The sequence below is a fragment of the Streptococcus sp. 10F2 genome, assembly GCF_054331515.2.
Map to the genome: position 1 here is coordinate 11,986 of NZ_JBTGGE020000025.1, position 17,061 is coordinate 29,046.

Below are 17,061 nucleotides of genomic sequence, written 5' to 3' on the forward strand. Positions count from 1 at the left end.
GGAAGATGATGGATCAACGACAATCAGTCAGCAGAGAAAAACGCAACTGGAATCAACAAGTTCAGTATGCACGTGCAAGAGATATTCTAGATGTAGCTAATGAATTGGGGATGGAATTAGTTAAGTCTGGTCGTGATTATCGCTGGAAGGATCACGATTCTATGGTACTATCACCTGATACAAATCTATGGAAATGGTTTCGAGAAAATAAGGGAGGGGATGTTATTTCCCTAGTTGAGACCATTTCAGACGTGAATTTTAATCAAGCTATTCATTTTCTAAATGAGGGGAGTTTCAAAGAATTTACAGCTGTTGAGCGAATAGAGGAGCCATTTCACTATTCTTTAAAACCTTACGAGCAACCTTTTAAAGAAGCAAGAAATTATTTAAGAGATCAGAGAGGCCTATCTGATGAGACTATTGACTTTTTCTATAGTCAAGGAGTATTGGCTCAAGCAAATGCTAAGTTGAATGGCAGTATTGAGCCTGTTCTTGTATTTAAGTCTCTAAATGCGGACGGGGAGATTATTGGAGCAAATCTTCAAGGAATTTATGAAGATAGGGAGAAGTGGCCTGATAGAGGATATGCAAAAAGAATTCTACGGAATTCTGATGGAATGACAGGCTTGCATATTGATATTGGTCAACCCCAAAGATTGATTTTCGGAGAAAGTCCTATTGATTTGATGTCCTACTATGAACTACATAAGGAGGAGCTAAAAGATGTTCGTTTAGTATCGATGGATGGACTTAAGGAATCCGTGATCGGAAATCATCTCACTATTTTACAGTCAGAAACTTCAGGTCGTCCGATACGCTGGAGTCGTGAGGAGATTGCGAAAAGTTTGGATGTAGCCATTGATAGAGGTTACTTTTCAGATGGAAAAAATCAAGACTTAATTACACTTGCAGTTGATAATGATGAAGCAGGCCGCAATTTCCTTCGTTCATTAAGAGAAAAGGGAGCTGTTATTACAGAGGATTTGCCAGAACTTCAAGCAGGAAAAGAAAAATCTGATTGGAATGATGTTTTAAAAGACTCCGGAGTTGATAATAGTCGCTTAGGTCAGGCTAGGAGAAAGCTAGATAGGCTGAATAGTGAATTTTCAGATGCAACTAATGCAGCCTTCAGTCATTCTGCTGAGGCGAATGGACAGCCTATGAATGATAAACGTGGAGGGGCTGCTTATTTTAAACGGCAGGAGCAGCTAGAAGAAAAAATTTTTGGTAAGTTGGATGAAATTAAGAAACAAGAAGAGCGTATCGAAAAACTGGAGCAGCAGCAAGCCTTTAAGGAAAACGGCTTGAATCGGCGAGGAACTGGTCTTGAAATGAGCGTCCAGAATATTCCTAGAATCCGTGAAGAGCTTGAAAAAGCTGAACGTGGGGAATCTTTCTATACCAGTGCAACTTTGAAACGTTATCGACAAGAGTTGGTACGCCTAGAAAAGATTGCGGATCAAGTATCCACTACGACTATACAGCCAGGTACGCAGGCCTTGATTGATGATGGACTGGTCACTCAATGGGCTAAAAAGCCAAATCTATATTTTGTGAAGGGACTCAGAAAAGTTGCAGTTGAATTGACAAATGAGGGGACTTTTAAAATTTCAGAGAAGTACCGACCGAAATCAAAAGAAGATCAGGAAAAATTGGAGGAGTTGTTAGCTAAGCAGAATGTTGTAGTAGAAGATGTAGCTGGTGAGAGGGAACCTCTTGAAGTAGGTGTTCTTCAGCAGGAACAAAGACTACTTGATGAGATAACAGCGGATGAAACTTATTATCTGTGGCATGAAATGGAATTGATAGATTTAGGTGCTAGTCAAGAGATAATCGAGGAATTTCATTTAGGGTTAGACAGCATTTCATACTCTAAAAATGGAATTAACTTACACGTAGAGGAATCAGCAAATGAGGGAGCATCTGGTTATTTGTCACTAGAAGGCCATAGTTTGGATTTAGAAGGTATTGAGTCTTATATGTCCGATTATGAAATCGAGGGTGCGGATCGTCTTGTCTTTTTAGAGAATTTAAAAGCTGCTATTCAGGAAACTTGGGATCGTCTTGTGAATCAGTATGATGCTGCATTGGAAGATTTTATTCAAAGGAATAATCTGAAAAAAGAGCAAAAAGAAAAGACCCATGAGACAACTCAAGAGTCTTTGAATAGTAATGCGGGCGATTCGCATCGCAATCCCGATTATTTAGGAGATAGTTCTCCAAGGACAGCATCGAAGCCTGTTGGGAATGAATTCCAACCTGATTTTCCTGTCATTACTTCCCTTAATTTTACTACAAAGGGAGAGTATATGTCAACTATAAAAAAGGGGTATCATGTAATATCTCCTGCAGAATTAAGTCGATTAAATAAGTTTGCTCCAGGTTTACAAGCCACAGCACAATGGTATTTAGAAGAACTGTCAAACAGTAAAATCACATATTTGTATAAAGATGGTGATCAGATTGGGAAATTAGACCTTAGCTTTTCAGATGATAATTTTGCTCATTTGACAGGTATTCTACCTAAAAATGTAGAAATGAAGCAGATTGTACATGATTTCGCAAATGGAAATGGAGATTATGGCAATATTCAAGTTTCCCATGCTATTAAAGATAAGTCTATGGTATTTCCTCTTTTACAGGATATTTTATCATCGAGTGCCTTTGTTTTTAATGATTTATCTGAAGTGGATAAATTTCATAGAATTAATTTGAGTCAGGCTGTAATGACAGAAGATAAAGATCTATTGTTAGCTATTAGAGATGTTGATGGAATAGGTGTGCCAGCTTCTATTATGAGAATTAAAGAAAAATTATCCCTTGAACTTACTGGGGAAGAAAAAGTTATTCTGGGAATTTACCGCCAACGTAATAATAAGATTGAGCAAATTTCAATTAATCAAGATTATATTAGAGATGATGGTCAGGAATTATTATCCCTTATCAGGAATAACACGGAAATAGATGATAATAAAGTAGTTTCACAAACTGATAATCAAAACTTGAATGAGCATGTTGTAGATAATTTACTTGAAAAGACTACAGAGTTACAGGAATTATCTGAAATAACAGAGGCTGAGAAAAAATTTATTTCCTCTAGAACTGAGACCAGAAATAATTTAACAAAGCGTGTAGAAGAAATTTTATCGAATGATAAGGAAAAGAGTTTATTGGTTGAAACTGATTCTTATCAAGAGAATAGCAACTCGCCTGAATCACTAACAGTAGATAATTCGTTCTCAACGGACGTAGAGTCGTTTAGTTATGAAAATGCAAGTCCTTATGAAATTAGTCAACATGCTTTTGAACTGATTCGTCAATATTCCCAGTCACCTGAGGAATTAAAGGAGTATGTAAGCTTCATGAGTAAGTTTCCTGAACTATCTCCACGGAATGTGGCCTTGATTCATGAGCAATGGAGAGGTGCTAATGCAGTCGCAACCTATAGACAGTGGCAGTCTTTAGGCAAAGAGTTGGGAATAAAACCTGAAGATGTTATCCAAACAAAGGCTAGCTATACCAATAAGAAAACTGGGGAGACGAAAGAAATTTTCCACCAAAACTTATCTGTTAAGGCAGGTGAAAAATCTAGAATTACCCTTTTTAGACCTCTAACTGTTAAAATGATTCCTGTTTTTGATGAAAATGGCTGTCAGATGAAGAATGATAAAGGTAATCCGAAGTATAAGCGATTATCTGATGCTAGTCCACAGGAAAAGAAATTAGTGAAGGAAGGTAGACTACCAATTAAACAATTTCCAGAAAGAGATCCTAAGACAGGTGGTCCGAAATTTACTACTTATAAAGTTTTTGAATTATCACAAACAACGTTGAAGCCAGAAAGCTATCCCAAGGCTATGCCTAATCGCCATTTTAATTTTAATACGGATCAGGTTAAAACTAATGAAGTTTTGGAGGGATTAAGCGATTATGCAGAAGGAATTGGTATTGGGATTAAAATGGATGATGTAGGATTTCTAGGCAATGCAAAGGGAGCTTTCCTATCAAATGAACAGTCTATTTTATTGAATCCTACTAATACACCTGGAGAAAAAATAGCGACAACAATCCACGAATTAGCTCATGCGACACTGCATAACCCACAGTTAACAGAATTATATAAGGAGAATATTCCTACCTTTCAGAAAGAACTGGAAGCAGAAATGACTAGTTATCTGGTTGCTAATTATTTTGGACTGGATACTTCTGAGAAGGCAGTTCCCTATATAGCCAATTGGACAGAAAAGTTAGGAAAACTGAATGATAAACAATTAGCTTATTCACTAGGAAGAATTCATAAAACAGTAGTAAGGATTCATAAACATGTAAGTCAACAGATGAGTAGGCAACCGAGGCAAGATTTGAATCAGAACCAGAATTTATCCTATCAAATTGGGAAAGGTCCGAAGAGATAAGCAATAAAAAAACCTAGAGGAGGAATTATTTCTCATTCTCTAGGTTTTTGTTATTAGTTAAAGATTGATTCGTACTTTTGGTTGAAAAGTTTTTGAAGATTAATAGATGGGATTTTTTGAACTTTAATAATATCTTCGGTTACTGGAGATATTACCTCTTCGATTTCCTGTAAAATCTCTTCAGTTATTGGTATTTCCTTCGAACTATTCCCTGGAGAGTGATAAAAGATAAATTTTCCAGTTAGATCAGTGTAGTAAAAATAAAGACCATTTTTTTTACCGATCCGTAAATAGTACCCTCCATATCCACTTGTGAAATATGCATTATTATTAAAAAATATTGTATGATCATGCTCCTCATCAAAAGAAATATAATCATTATTTGGTTTATCCATTAAATTCTTATTTTCAATAGCCATAACTAATTCAGGTCTAGCCCCATCCTTTCTAGGCATATGACTAGCATAATAGACGGAATAACGGGCTAGATTGTACTGAATATAGATATAGATAGATCCAATGAAAATCAAGAACAAACTCAGTACAATTAAAAATTTTTTCATTCTCTTTATCTCCTTTTTTTCCTTTTTTGGCTGATGGTTTTGGTCTAAAGATTTGAGCAACTTTTGCAACTGCTCTAGTTATTGGTTTAGGAACAGTTCTTGCAATTGCTCTAACGATAGGTTTAGCTACAGTCTTGGTGACTCTCACAATAGGTTTAGTAATTATTCTTTGTACTGGCGTCATAGCTTTATTAGTTGGTTTAGCAACTGTTGGAGTTGATTTTACAGTTCTGCGAGTAGCAGCGTGTTGAATTGGTTTAATGAATTTATTTTGGATGATATTTGAAACTTGTTTCATCGTTTTGACAAGTGGTGCTGTTTTTTGAGCGATTAATTTGCCGGCCTTTTTCGCTATTGATAAAGCAGGTTTACCAATTTTAGTTTGGTAGGCTTTTTTTACTTTTGTAATGCTAGTAGATACCGTACTCCTAATAGATTTCGCTGTGTTTTGTAGTGGCTTAAATACATTTTTTTGAAGGAATTTGCCTGCCCCTTTTAGTGTATGTTGTGTGATTTTTTTTGCTGCTTGTAGTGGATTTTTAAAAGCACGATTAAAAGATCCTTCAAAGACAACTTTGTCTAGTTCAGCAAAATTTTCACCAATATGTTTAAAACCTCGTTTTGTAACTATACCATAAAGTCCTAGTCCTAATCCTCCTAGAGTGAGGGATGAAAGTAATATTTCACTAGCTAGATTAATTTTTGCTGTTGTTTTATCAGCACCATACACTTCGTAGAGTAACTGATGTCTTTTTGTTGTCAAATCTTGACCATAGTATTTAATAAGTCTTTCATCGAGTGGTAGGTCTTTATATTTCGGATGTCTAGCTAGAATAATGGCATCCATATCAGATAGATAATCTTTGACACTTGTATTCGTAAATAGATCTCCAACTAGAGAATTTTGTTGAAGAAGGATATTTCTTTTGACGCTGTCACCGTTATTAAAAGCAGACCACAAAAAGGTCAAAGGATTAGTAAAAGGATTGACCAAGGGCTGAACAGCCAAACGTTTAATAAAAGCAGTATAGTCAAATATACCATTTTGTTTTTCAAGTGAAGCCAATGTCGTCAACATATGTGGAAGATCGAGTGGATAATTACTAGTAGGTTTATTAGTATCTGTGATATGTGAACGACCAGAACCATTTTGGACTAGTGGTTGAGAAAGATAAATATTAAAGAATTTTTGAAGGTTGTTATCTTTATATGCATCGTAGGCAAGCGATTGTGCCACATCTCGGTTAAAGGAGGCTCTATCATTTGGATTTTGTATCTTAGCTATTTTTCCTGTTTTTTTAATATAGTCTAGTACATCTTTTGTTTGTTCAGCATTAAATCCTGTATTAATTCCAAACCACTCTCTTATTTTCTCTTCACTAGATTTTTTTGGTTTGTTGTTGTCTGGTTTCTTAGGTTTACCAGTATTCCCAGATGGATTATTGTTGGGTGGACTGGATGGTGAAGGACTTGGGCTGGAGGGTCTTGGATTTGTCCAAGATGGAGCATAGTATGGATAATAGATTTGTGTTGGTGGAGAGTAAATTGGAGTATATGAAATTTGCCGTCCTTGACTGTATTGTCTAGCGGGAGTTGGGTAGGTTCCAGCACTGCTGGTATAGATTGGTGGGGCAACAGGGGTTGGATAAGTTTTAGTGTTGCTCGGATAGGTCGGTATAGAAGTAGTCTTTGGCGGATTGGTATTTTGGTTATAAGTAGGTTTAATAGGAATTCTCTTGCTTATCCGTTTTTGTGGAATAGCTAGAGGTTTATAGAATATTTCACGTATAAAGACGACGGGTACTTTAGGAATTGTTGGTGTAACTGCTTTGACAGTTAGTGGTGGAAGGGGTGGTATTTCCTTTGGTTGTGGTTTTTTAGGGGCTGTTGGTTTGTGGGTGGTTGAGTAAGTGGGTTCTGTGGGTTGAATCGGTTTAGTTGGAGCTTCTAAGTTTTTGTTAAGGATACTAGGCTTATTTGGAGCTACAGGTGGATTCCCTGGTTTTTCCATCTGGATAAGGCCACTTGCTTTAATATCCGCATTGACGGTAAACCATTGCCGTGATCGATCTCTTAGTTTACTTGGATTTGCAGAACGGTTAATATCGTTAGGATTGTAGCGGATTCCAAAGGTAAAGGAGATTTCTCCTCCTGTGACAAGGGCAACTCCTGCTCCGTAATATTCATTTTCGTGACCATCTTTGTCCCATTCGGAACGATCAAATTTAGATCTGTCTGCTTTAGAGTTGTTACTGTTTCTAGCAGCTACATAGCCTTCTTCTCCACTGACGGAAGATCCTGTAATAGGGATAAAAGTCAGATTGGATTCCAGTTGAACGAATTCTTGTTCTCCAAACTCAAAGCTATTATTTCGAGAGGCAAAGGATAGTAGGGCTGTCTTATCCTTGTCAAAGATGACAGGAGAACCATCCTCAAAATAGTAGGTCATGGTTTGGCGGATGGCAAAGTCAACTTGTCCTTTATTGTTTCCATGTGTTCCAACATAGATAGTCTTGGTTGGGTCTGTGTAGATAAAGGCAGTAGCTTTTCCATCTTCCGCAAAAGTGGAGAGCAGTTCGTAGGTATAATCAAGGTGAGTGATTTTCTTGCCGTTATAAGATGTATTGGAGAGGTTGCTATAGAGAACGCGAATTGGTTTATTCTTTTCGAGAATGAGTCCATAACCGTCACCACTACCTGCAGGTGTGCCAGAACCAGCTCCCTTAAAGAGAGTGGCTTCATTGGTTAGTGGAAGTTTGGCTATTGTTCCAGCGATTCCGTCAAGACCTGGGCCAAAATCATGAGAAGAATCGATAAAGGAATCGACACCTTCAAAGCGAACACTGGCATTGGGTTCAGATTTGGCAATGAGATATTGGGCATAGACTTGGCTTAGGAATCCTTCTTTTTGACTATCTTCTTGAGCTTTTTTTAGTGCTGCTTGATAGGCTTTTTCGGCTTCTTGATAGAGTTCTAGCTCTTTTTCATATTGAGCCTGTTTTTCTTGAAAGACTTTCTGAGCTTGTTCTTGTTCAGACTTTTCCTTTTGGTAATGTTTTTCTTTGGTATGATAATCAGCTAGGTCTTTTTCAAATTGCTCTAGCTCTTTTTGGTAGTTGGCTTTTGATTGGCTGTTTGCCTGTTCTTGTTTTTGGTAAGTGTCAAGTTCTTTCTGGTATTGGTTTTGTTCTTTTTCGTAGTTCGCTAACTCTTGTTGGTATTGATTTTGGGCTGCTTCTTGTTCTTTTTTATGATTTTCCTCAGCCTGTCGATACTTTTCAATTTCGTTAAGAGCAGCTTCGTAGTTAGCCAGATCAGTAGTATATTTTTCTTTTTCAAGTGCATATTGATTGCTTGCATCTTGTAGCTCTTTTGCTTGTTGTAAGTAGGCTTGGTTGATAGCCGTATAGGATGAGAGGGCCTGGGGTTGATCTTGAATCAAGATAAGTCCTTCAGCTCTAGCTGTTTGTACTGCTGAGTGATAGGCAGTTTTAGAGGAGTCTGGAGTGCTACTGGTTTCTTCAGCTTGAACTGCCTGGGTGTAGATCAGGGCAGGTGCTAGTAGGAGGCTACTAACAAGTAGAGTCTTTTTCATTTTTTCTCCTTGGAAATTTCTTTTTCTAATCCATTATAAGCTGAGAGGTGTATTAATGGATATTATTTTGCTTACAAATTTAGCCAATAAATTAATGGTTGTTCTGTTTTTGAAATAGAGATTGGACTTGGTTCTATAAGACTTTCTTAACTGATAAGAGGGTCTTTTTTTATGCAGAAAACAGATTAAAAAGTTATATAACTTTTTAGTTAAAAAACTAGGGAATCCATCTTTTTGTTGATTTGTCCCCTTAACCCACAAATTTTCATTATCTCTTACACTAAAGATAAGTATGAGAGAGGAAGATGAAATTATGATCACAATGATTTTAGCTGAGAAGGAGACTCAGGCTAGAGCCTATGCTAAGAGTCTTGGTTCATCTAGGAAGAAGGGGAGGGTTCATATTGTAAAATCGACTCCTTACTTTCCAGGTGACGTTCATATTATTGCTGCTGAGGGGCATTTATTCGAATATCAGTTGCCAAAAGACAACTGGGATTTAGAGAAATTGCCTCTGGTTGAAGTTTCCTTTAAGCAGTCACTGAAAAAGGACAAGGGTTCAAAAGAAATTTTTAAGGAGATTTATCAGGAAGTGACACTCGCAAATCAGATCGTTATTGGCACTGATTCTGATCGAGAGGGAGAGAGAATTGCTTATTCTATCTTGTCACATATTCCAGGTGGAAAAGAGAAGATCAAATATAGATTGTGGGTTCGCTCCATGACAGAAACTGCTTTGAAAAAGGCCTTTCAGAATATGAGAGATCCTGTTGAAACCTACAATTACTATCTAGAAGCCGAAGCAAGGGCTCAGGCTGATTATTTAGTTGGGATGAATTTATCTCCTTTAGCCACGTTAGAGCTTCAAAAAGAAGGAGGGCTAGGAAATTGGAAAAGTCAGGTATTTTCTGTTGGTCGTGTCCAGACTCCTGCAGTTCGTCTCTTATGTGAGAATGACCTTGCGATTCAGAATTTTGAAGCAGAGTCCTATTGGAAATTGAAACTGGAAGATAAGGAATCGGGTCTTATCTTTACACAGAAGGATAAATATCTGTCCTCAGAAGCCCTCTTAATGGCTGTAAATCAATTGAGTAGTCAGGCTAGGTTACTCTCGATTGAATCAAAAGAACATCATGTAGAGGCTCCAGCTCTGTTTAATTTATCGGATGTTCAGGGTTTTATGGCCAAAAAATATGGTTTTGCCTCTCTTAAAACAGAGAATCTTATTGAAAAACTATACTTGAAGGGTTATGTTTCTTATCCGAGAACTGACAATCGATTAATCTTTATGGATGAATTTAAGTATCTTAGAGATTCTTTAACAGCCTATCAGGAGGTTATTGGTTGTTATTTTGAACCTGAGAAATTAGAAGCTAGAGATTCTTATGTTAGTGATGAGAGTAAAGAAAAGTCTACCAGCCACTATGCGTTGATTCCAACGGAAAACATGCCTGATTTAGGTCTACTGACACAAGATGAGCAGGTTGTTTATGAAGCCATTGTTAGACAGACAATATTAATGTTTGCTGGGGACTGTCACTATAAAACGAAAACCATGATTTTGGAAAATAATGGCTATCTTTTTAAAACTGTAGGGCGAGAAGTTCTTGATTTAGGTTGGGCTAGCTATAGCCAACAAAAGATAAAGAAGGATAGAGATTTACCAGCTTATAAAGTAGGAGATGTAGTTGCTGTAGAGCCTCAAGTGACCGAGCATCTAACAAAAGCACCAAAACGATTAACTGAAAGTGATCTGATTGCTCAGGTACTTCCGAATTATAACTTAGGAACACAGGCTACTAGGGCGGCAATTATTAAAACTATCCAGGATCGGGGTTATATAGTTAAAGATAAAAAAACTGGCCAATTATTACCAACCGACAAAGCCTATCTACTAATTCATTATTTGTATGGGAACGAATTTACCAATCCAGAAACAACAGCTGGCTGGGAAATCTTTTTATCTCAGATAGGTGAAGGAAAGATTAATCCTAGGGAGTTCGTGGATGCTATTAAGAATAAACTAGTTGATCAAGTTCTGGCTACAAAAGAGAGGGAGGTTGAGAGGTGACTGTAAGCAATACACCTTATTTAGATAAGTATACGGATAATTTATCAGAGAAAATTGCTAAGAAAGCAGAAGATTATCAGGTGTTTGGTCGTGATCAAGAAATTGAATCGGTTATGATTTCCCTTCTCAGACGAACTAAGAATAATCCTGTTCTGGTTGGTGAGGCTGGTGTTGGAAAAACAGCTATTGTTGAAGGTTTAACCTTAGCGATTTTAAGAGATCAAGTTCCAAAGCAATTAAAAGGGCTCACGGTTCGTAATTTGGAATTATCAAATTTGATGAATGAAGATGATGGAGGGTTTATCTCAAAATTTAAAAAAATTATTGAGGAGATGGTTCTCACAAAGGGGACGAATTTATTGTTCGTGGATGAAATTCATACGATCGTTGGTGCGGGAGGAACAACAGGGCAAGCTCTTGATGCTGGAAATATCCTAAAACCTGTTTTAGCTCGTGGAGAGATTCAACTAATAGGAGCAACAACTCTAGATGAATTTCACGATTATATTGAAACCGATCGGGCTTTAGAACGGCGGATGCAACCCGTTATGGTTGAGGAGCCTACGATACCAGAAGCTATTCAAATACTTGAAGAAGCCAAAAAGATTTATGAAGAATTTCATGGAGTAGAGATTTATTCAGAAGCTGTGGAACAAGCTGTTAGATTATCGGTTCGTTATATTACTGACCGTTTTCTTCCAGATAAGGCATTTGACTTGATTGATGAAGCAGCCACGATTGCCTCCGCAAACCATAAGAATTTCATTGCTGCTGAGGATATTGCTCAGGTGCTAAAGAATAAGACTGGTATTCCCGTGACAACAATTTTGAAGGGGGATTATGAGCGTTTGGAAGGGTTTAAAGAAAAGCTTCAAGAACGTGTCAAGGGTCAAGAAGAGGCTATTGCTGCAGTTACAGATGCCATAACCATTTCCCAGGCAGGCTTACAAGATGAGTCAAAACCCATTGCTTCATTTTTATTTTTAGGTCCAACTGGGGTTGGAAAAACAGAACTTTCAAAAGCTGTTGCTGAGGCTCTATTTGATGACGAGGATGCCATGATTCGATTTGATATGTCTGAGTTTAAGCAAAAAGAAGATGTGATAAAGCTCATTGGAAATCGAATAACTAGGACAAAGGGACAATTAACGGAGAAGATTAAACAGAAACCCTATTCAGTTCTTCTTTTAGATGAGATTGAGAAAGCCCACAGCGAGGTTATGGATTTATTTTTACAGGTTTTGGATGATGGGCGATTGACAGATTCTTCAGGTCGGTTGATTAGTTTTAAAAATACGATCGTTATCATGACAACTAATATCGGTGCTAAAAAAATTATTAATAAATGGGAGTTAAAAGGTAGTTTTAGCGATTTGACAGAAAGAGAATGGGCACAATTTGATAAGTCCATGGATAGTGAATTACAGAATGAATTTCGTCCTGAATTTTTAAATCGGATAGAAAATAAAATTATTTTTAATTTGTTGGATCGATCTGTTATTGAGGAAATTGCTGAAAAAAATCTTCAACAAATTGGAAAAAGAATGAAGCAACAAAATCTAAATCTATCCTATGGTGATGATTTGATTCAATTTTTATCTGATATAGGAACGGATGTCAAAAATGGAGCACGTCCCTTGGAGAGAGTTATTAAGAGAAGGGTTTTAGCTCCTATTTCTGCTAAAAGTTTAAATTTGGATAGAACTCGCCAGACTTATACTTTCTGTTTATGGGTAGAGGGGGAGGCTCCTAATAGTCACTACCGAAAGGATTTCCGGAAAATTCAAATGGAAATTCGTCCAGATATGGTCACTTTCTTTGATTAAAAAATTTTTTTGGTACTGACTTGTCCCCTTAACCCCAAAATTTTCATTATCTCTTACACTAAAGATGTCATCAAAATGAAGAGGAGGACTTCTATGAAGTATCAAGTGACAGAGGTACTTACTAGAGTAAAAGAAAAATATCATTATTATTTTCTAGCTCTTGCTGTATTTCTTTCTAGTTTATTTTCAGGGACTGCTTATGCAGATGATCCATTTGCTAAAACAGATGCCCTAGCTCAACAGGGAATTTCCAAAGTTCAAGGAATCGGAATCGTTACTTTAGGTCTAGCAGTTGTTGTGACAGGTCTTGTTTATGGTTTCGGTGGTCGAGAAGTTAAGGCAGCAATTAAAAAGCATTGGTTAGCGATTGCCATAGCTATTGTAGCAGTTGCCGCAGGTCCAAGTATTGTTGAGTGGGGATTTAATTTTGTAAGGGGTTAAAGGTGAGTAACGATGGCATTTTCTCCTTTTAAAAAAGCTAAAAACCAAATTACAGATGATTTATTTTTAGAAATTACTTGGGAAGATGGAGGCTCACCTGAAGATGATCGAGAATTGGCTGAATTAATTGAGGGTTTAGACCAGGAGTATTTAGATCAGTTTTCACAAGCTATTGAACAGTCTCTACCTTATTTGACTTTCTACCAGGCTGAGCTTTTATTTCAAGCAATTGCTCAAACCTATAATCAGTTTCAACTGAAGAAGGTTTCTGTAGCTCATTCAGAGGGTCGTGAGGTTGTGACAGATGGGGAAGTGTTCATCAGTCCGCTTGTGATTGATAGTCATTATCAAAATATTCTCTTACCTCTGATTCATTCAATTTTGAATCATGAAGATTTTAAGGGCTACAGTTATCAAGAGAAAAGAGAGTATTTTGAGAATCAAATATATCCCGTTTATCGAAATAGTTTGGGAATCTCAGATTCATCTCTTCCCTTATTCCCAGTTGAAGGAGAGAGGGTAGAGATAGAATCTCCCCCATTTGTACAAGCTACCCAAATTAAAGTCTCTACTCAGAATTCTCAAGGAGCTTTTAAAAAATTTTATATCCTTAATGGCTTATTGGCCTCCGCTACAGTTATTAGTTTGACTTTGTCTTTTATGATGATGAATCAGTTAGGTCAAGTAAATACACAGTTGAATTATTTGTATCAAGAAGTGAAGGAATTAGAGTCTTTTAAAACAAATGAAAATCAGGTGGATGTCTTTAGTCGCTATTTTTTACCAGCTTATTACTCAGGAAACAAGGAGCTTTTAAGTCAGTTTTTATCTGATGGAAATGCAAAATATACTGTACCAGAATCAGGAACATTACAGTCAGTTATTTTAGAGTCACTTGTTTTTGATCCTGAGACAAAAGAGTACACGGTAACCTATGTATTGTCTGTCAAGAAATCAGAAGGATCATCAAATATTCGATTAAGCTTCTCAGTGAAAGAAATGAAGAAAAGTAAGTATGGTTTTGTCGTGACTACAGAGCCACAAGAATCTAATTATGTAAAGTAAAAGAAAGGCAAAAGGATGAATAAAAAACAATTAATTACAGGCTTAGCAGTATCAGTAGTTGCTTTAGGACAAGTAGGAGCAGCATTTGCAGATGAGGTCACTATTAATCCAGTAGATCCATCAACACCTGTTGTAACAACACCAGAGACGAATGAACCTACTCCAACTCAGCCAACTACTAGTGAGGAAGTACCTGTTGTTCCTGTAACACCAGAAACTCCACCAACTCCAGAAGTACCCACTGAAGAGGTTCAACCAAGTGAGCCAACAAGACCTACAGAAGAAAAAACAGTTGAAGAAGTGAAGCCATCTGAGGAAAAACCAAGTGAGGTAGTTCCTCCAGTTCAACCTGACCAACCAAGTACTGAAGGCTCTGTGAATCAACCAACGTCTCCATCTACAAATCCAGTTACCCCTACGGATGTAACAAGCCCTGCAACTAGCTCTACAAAAGAAGAAGTAGTTGCTACTAAGGAAACAGATAAAACTTCTACAGGTGAGTCGTCTAGTGCTACAAAGGCTAGCACTGATCATAAAAAATCAGTATCTGATTCTAAGAAGGTAGAGGAGCTACCGTCAACAGGAACAGATGCTTCTAGCCTAGGTCTACTAGGAGGACTTTTATCAGCCCTATCTGCTTATATTTTGAAGAAAAAAACAGTTTAAATTTTTGGATAGCTAGGCAAACTAGTCTAGCTATCGATTTTAAGTTATTTTTTGAAATAAGTATCAAATTTTAGGATCCGTTTCTTCATGTCGCATAAACACCCATCCTAAAAAATATCAACCTAATCTTTGGTACTTGTTTGAGGAAATTTGAAAGGAGACATTATGAGTCATAAAGTTATAGCAGGTTTAGCTCTTGCGACAGCCTCTATTGTAACAACAGGAGTTGTTGAAGCTGAGGAGGTAGAATCTTCCGCTTCAACAATTGAGATTTCTAATGGTGAGATGGTTGTTCAATCTGATGTAACCCAACTACAGGTTGAAGAAGCTAAAGTTCATTTTGAAGAGGCAAGGCAAGATGTTGTTGCACAAGAGGCAGTAGTTAAGGAAATAGAGTCTGTTAAAGATCAAGCACAGATAGCGGTTATTGAAGGCAGTTTATCTGTTACTGAAACCCAAAAGCTTGTGGAACAAGCAAATCCTGAAACGATTGCAGAGGCTCAAGAGTCTGTGACAAGGGCGAGGCAGAATGTAACTGTTGCAGAAGGAGTAGTTGCCAAGGAACAAGAGAGAGCACAGATAGCTCGTCAAGATACTCTTACTCAGGAAGTTCTTGTTGAAAATCATCAAGCTAGAGTGATTGATGCTGAAGCAGAAGTGTCTGCTGCCAAGAAAGCTATTGAGGTGCTGAAAAAAGGAGTTGATCAGACTTCAGTTCAGGAGGAATTGAGAAAGGCTGAAGCTGAGGTGATTACCAAGACAGCTAGAGTCAATGAGGCACAGGTAGCACTTGAAGATGCCAAGAAAGCTGATGCTCTGTTAGATGAGAAGCGTGTGCAGGCACAAGAAAATCTTTCTCAAAAGATGCTGGTAGTTGAAAAAACAGAATCTTTACTGAATCAAATTGCTTCTGAAATGTCGAAAGAAGCAGTTTCAACGAGTTTTGAAGATCACGCTTATTATAATCAACGGGATGCTGTTTGGGCTTCCTATTATGGAAATGGTAGCTTTGCCGCAACTGGATGTGTTCCAGCAGTTTTAGCGATGGTCTTTACAGAACTAGAGCGAAGAGGGGTAACTCCTAAACAAGTGGCGGATTATTTGTATAACAATACGGATTACTTTAATAAGAGTTTTTCAGGAACAAGTGCCCACGGAATTATTGCTGCATCGGAACATTTTGGGTTTGTGCCAACGCAGCTATCTAGTCAAGCTGCTCTTGTTGCTGCACTTCAAGAAGGGCATCATGTCGTAGGAGCAGTTCAAAATAATAAGTTCTCACCTTGGGGATCAGGCTATAGTCACGAAGTTGTGATGAAGGGTTATTCCAATGGGAAGACTTACATTTACGACCCTTACAATCGGGCAAATATTGGCTGGTATCCTGTAGCGAGTATGTGGGCGGAGCAAAGTCAAGATCGAGATGATCGAGCTTTGGGAGTGCCATTCTTTAAAATTACAACTCAGAAGATGGCAGATTTGGAAGGTCGAAAAGTTCAGGCGACAAAAGCTGTTCAAACTGCCAATCGTCAGCTAGTAGAAGCTAAGCAAGAAGTTGCTGCCTATCAAGTAGGTTCAGAACAAGTGCCAAAAGCGGAAGTAAATCTTCGTCAGGCGACCCTTGAATTAGACACTGCTAAAGAGAATCTTCTTAAAACTCAGGAAGTTGTTCGTCTGGCAAGTCAAGAACTAGATGAAAGAGAGGCTGCACTTAAAGAAGCCCAGTCTAATCTAGCTTTGAAAGAAGCGAGTTTGGAAGATGCAAAAGTAGATTTGATTGATAGCAAAGCTAAGTTGGAGAGCTTAAAGTCCGTTGTCATGGAAGCAGAAAAAGAGGTTGTTAAAGCGGAACAAGCATTGATTCAAGCTAAGCAAGATCTTGTTCAGAAAGAAGAGGTCTTATCAGGGTTAGAGCAGGCAACCGAAAAGTTAGTAGAGGCTAAAGAAAAATTAGCAGTTGCTAAGTTAGATTTAGATCAAAAGAACCAGAATTTTGAACAAGCCAAAGGTGAATTAGAGCGGTTGAAAACTGCAATGTTAGAAGCAGAAAGCAAGTATCAGGCATTAATGACAGCTTATCAAGCTAAGATTGAAGAAAAACATACAGAACAATTGTTGATGGACTATCAAAGTCTAGTGGCTTCTGGTAGTCAAGTACTTCCTGTAGTTGATGAAACAGGTAAGGTGACAGCTTATGTTAAGGGGAACTCAAGCAAGGTTGTTATAAGTTCTCCAACATCTATTTCAACTAAAGGGATGTCAGATAATCACCAAGAAGAAAGTTCCAATGAAACTCCCGAGTTTATCAGTTTAAAAAAGATAAAGGATAGCAGACCCCTTGCGTACCAAGGGATTCGGCCATCCTTTTCGATTATTTTCTTGTAGTGTATGAATGCTTTGCGTAGTTTTTTAGATCTTC

At 37.6% G+C, this 17,061-nt stretch carries 9 protein-coding genes; 7 read left to right on the forward strand and 2 right to left on the reverse strand.

Annotated features, from left to right (window positions below; genetic code table 11):
* The first annotated feature begins 5 nt into the window (after window positions 1–5).
* Window positions 6–4,415, forward strand: a complete 4,410-nt coding sequence (locus tag ACXM1Q_RS05525; RefSeq protein ID WP_458516923.1) for a PBECR4 domain-containing protein — start codon at window positions 6–8, stop codon at window positions 4,413–4,415.
* A 53-nt stretch (window positions 4,416–4,468) separates the two neighbouring features.
* Here the strand turns inward: ACXM1Q_RS05525 and ACXM1Q_RS05530 are convergent, their stop codons facing one another.
* On the reverse strand, window positions 4,469–4,870 hold the full coding sequence (locus ACXM1Q_RS05530; protein ID WP_458516925.1) for a hypothetical protein: 402 nt from the start codon (window positions 4,868–4,870) through the stop codon (window positions 4,469–4,471).
* A gap of 4 nt (window positions 4,871–4,874) precedes the next feature.
* Entirely contained in the window at window positions 4,875–8,573 is a 3,699-nt protein-coding gene (locus ACXM1Q_RS05535; RefSeq protein WP_458516927.1) for a GbpC/Spa domain-containing protein, read from the reverse strand.
* A 313-nt stretch (window positions 8,574–8,886) separates the two neighbouring features.
* Here ACXM1Q_RS05535 and ACXM1Q_RS05540 point away from each other — a divergent pair, with 313 nt between their 5' ends.
* The 6 genes from ACXM1Q_RS05540 to ACXM1Q_RS05565 all read left to right on the forward strand — a co-directional run bounded on the left by ACXM1Q_RS05540 (window position 8,887) and on the right by ACXM1Q_RS05565 (window position 17,027).
* Window positions 8,887–10,644, forward strand: a complete 1,758-nt coding sequence (locus tag ACXM1Q_RS05540; RefSeq protein WP_458516929.1) for a type IA DNA topoisomerase — start codon at window positions 8,887–8,889, stop codon at window positions 10,642–10,644.
* Window positions 10,641–12,470, forward strand: a complete 1,830-nt coding sequence (locus tag ACXM1Q_RS05545; RefSeq protein WP_458516931.1) for an AAA family ATPase — start codon at window positions 10,641–10,643, stop codon at window positions 12,468–12,470. The genes ACXM1Q_RS05540 and ACXM1Q_RS05545 overlap by 4 nt, the downstream gene beginning before the upstream one ends.
* Window positions 12,471–12,563: 93 nt before the next feature.
* Window positions 12,564–12,911: a TrbC/VirB2 family protein gene (locus ACXM1Q_RS05550; RefSeq protein WP_458516933.1), complete on the forward strand. Its 348-nt coding sequence runs from the start codon at window positions 12,564–12,566 to the stop codon at window positions 12,909–12,911.
* A 12-nt stretch (window positions 12,912–12,923) separates the two neighbouring features.
* Window positions 12,924–13,976, forward strand: coding sequence for a hypothetical protein (locus tag ACXM1Q_RS05555; RefSeq protein WP_458516935.1), 1,053 nt, complete (start codon window positions 12,924–12,926; stop codon window positions 13,974–13,976).
* Between the two features lie 15 nt (window positions 13,977–13,991).
* The gene (locus ACXM1Q_RS05560; protein WP_458516937.1) at window positions 13,992–14,642 is read left to right on the forward strand and encodes an LPXTG cell wall anchor domain-containing protein; all 651 of its coding nucleotides are present in this window, start codon (window positions 13,992–13,994) and stop codon (window positions 14,640–14,642) included.
* Window positions 14,643–14,807: 165 nt separating this feature from the next.
* Complete coding sequence (locus ACXM1Q_RS05565; protein WP_458516939.1) at window positions 14,808–17,027, forward strand: C39 family peptidase; 2,220 nt, start codon at window positions 14,808–14,810, stop codon at window positions 17,025–17,027.
* Window positions 17,028–17,061: the final 34 nt, after the last annotated feature.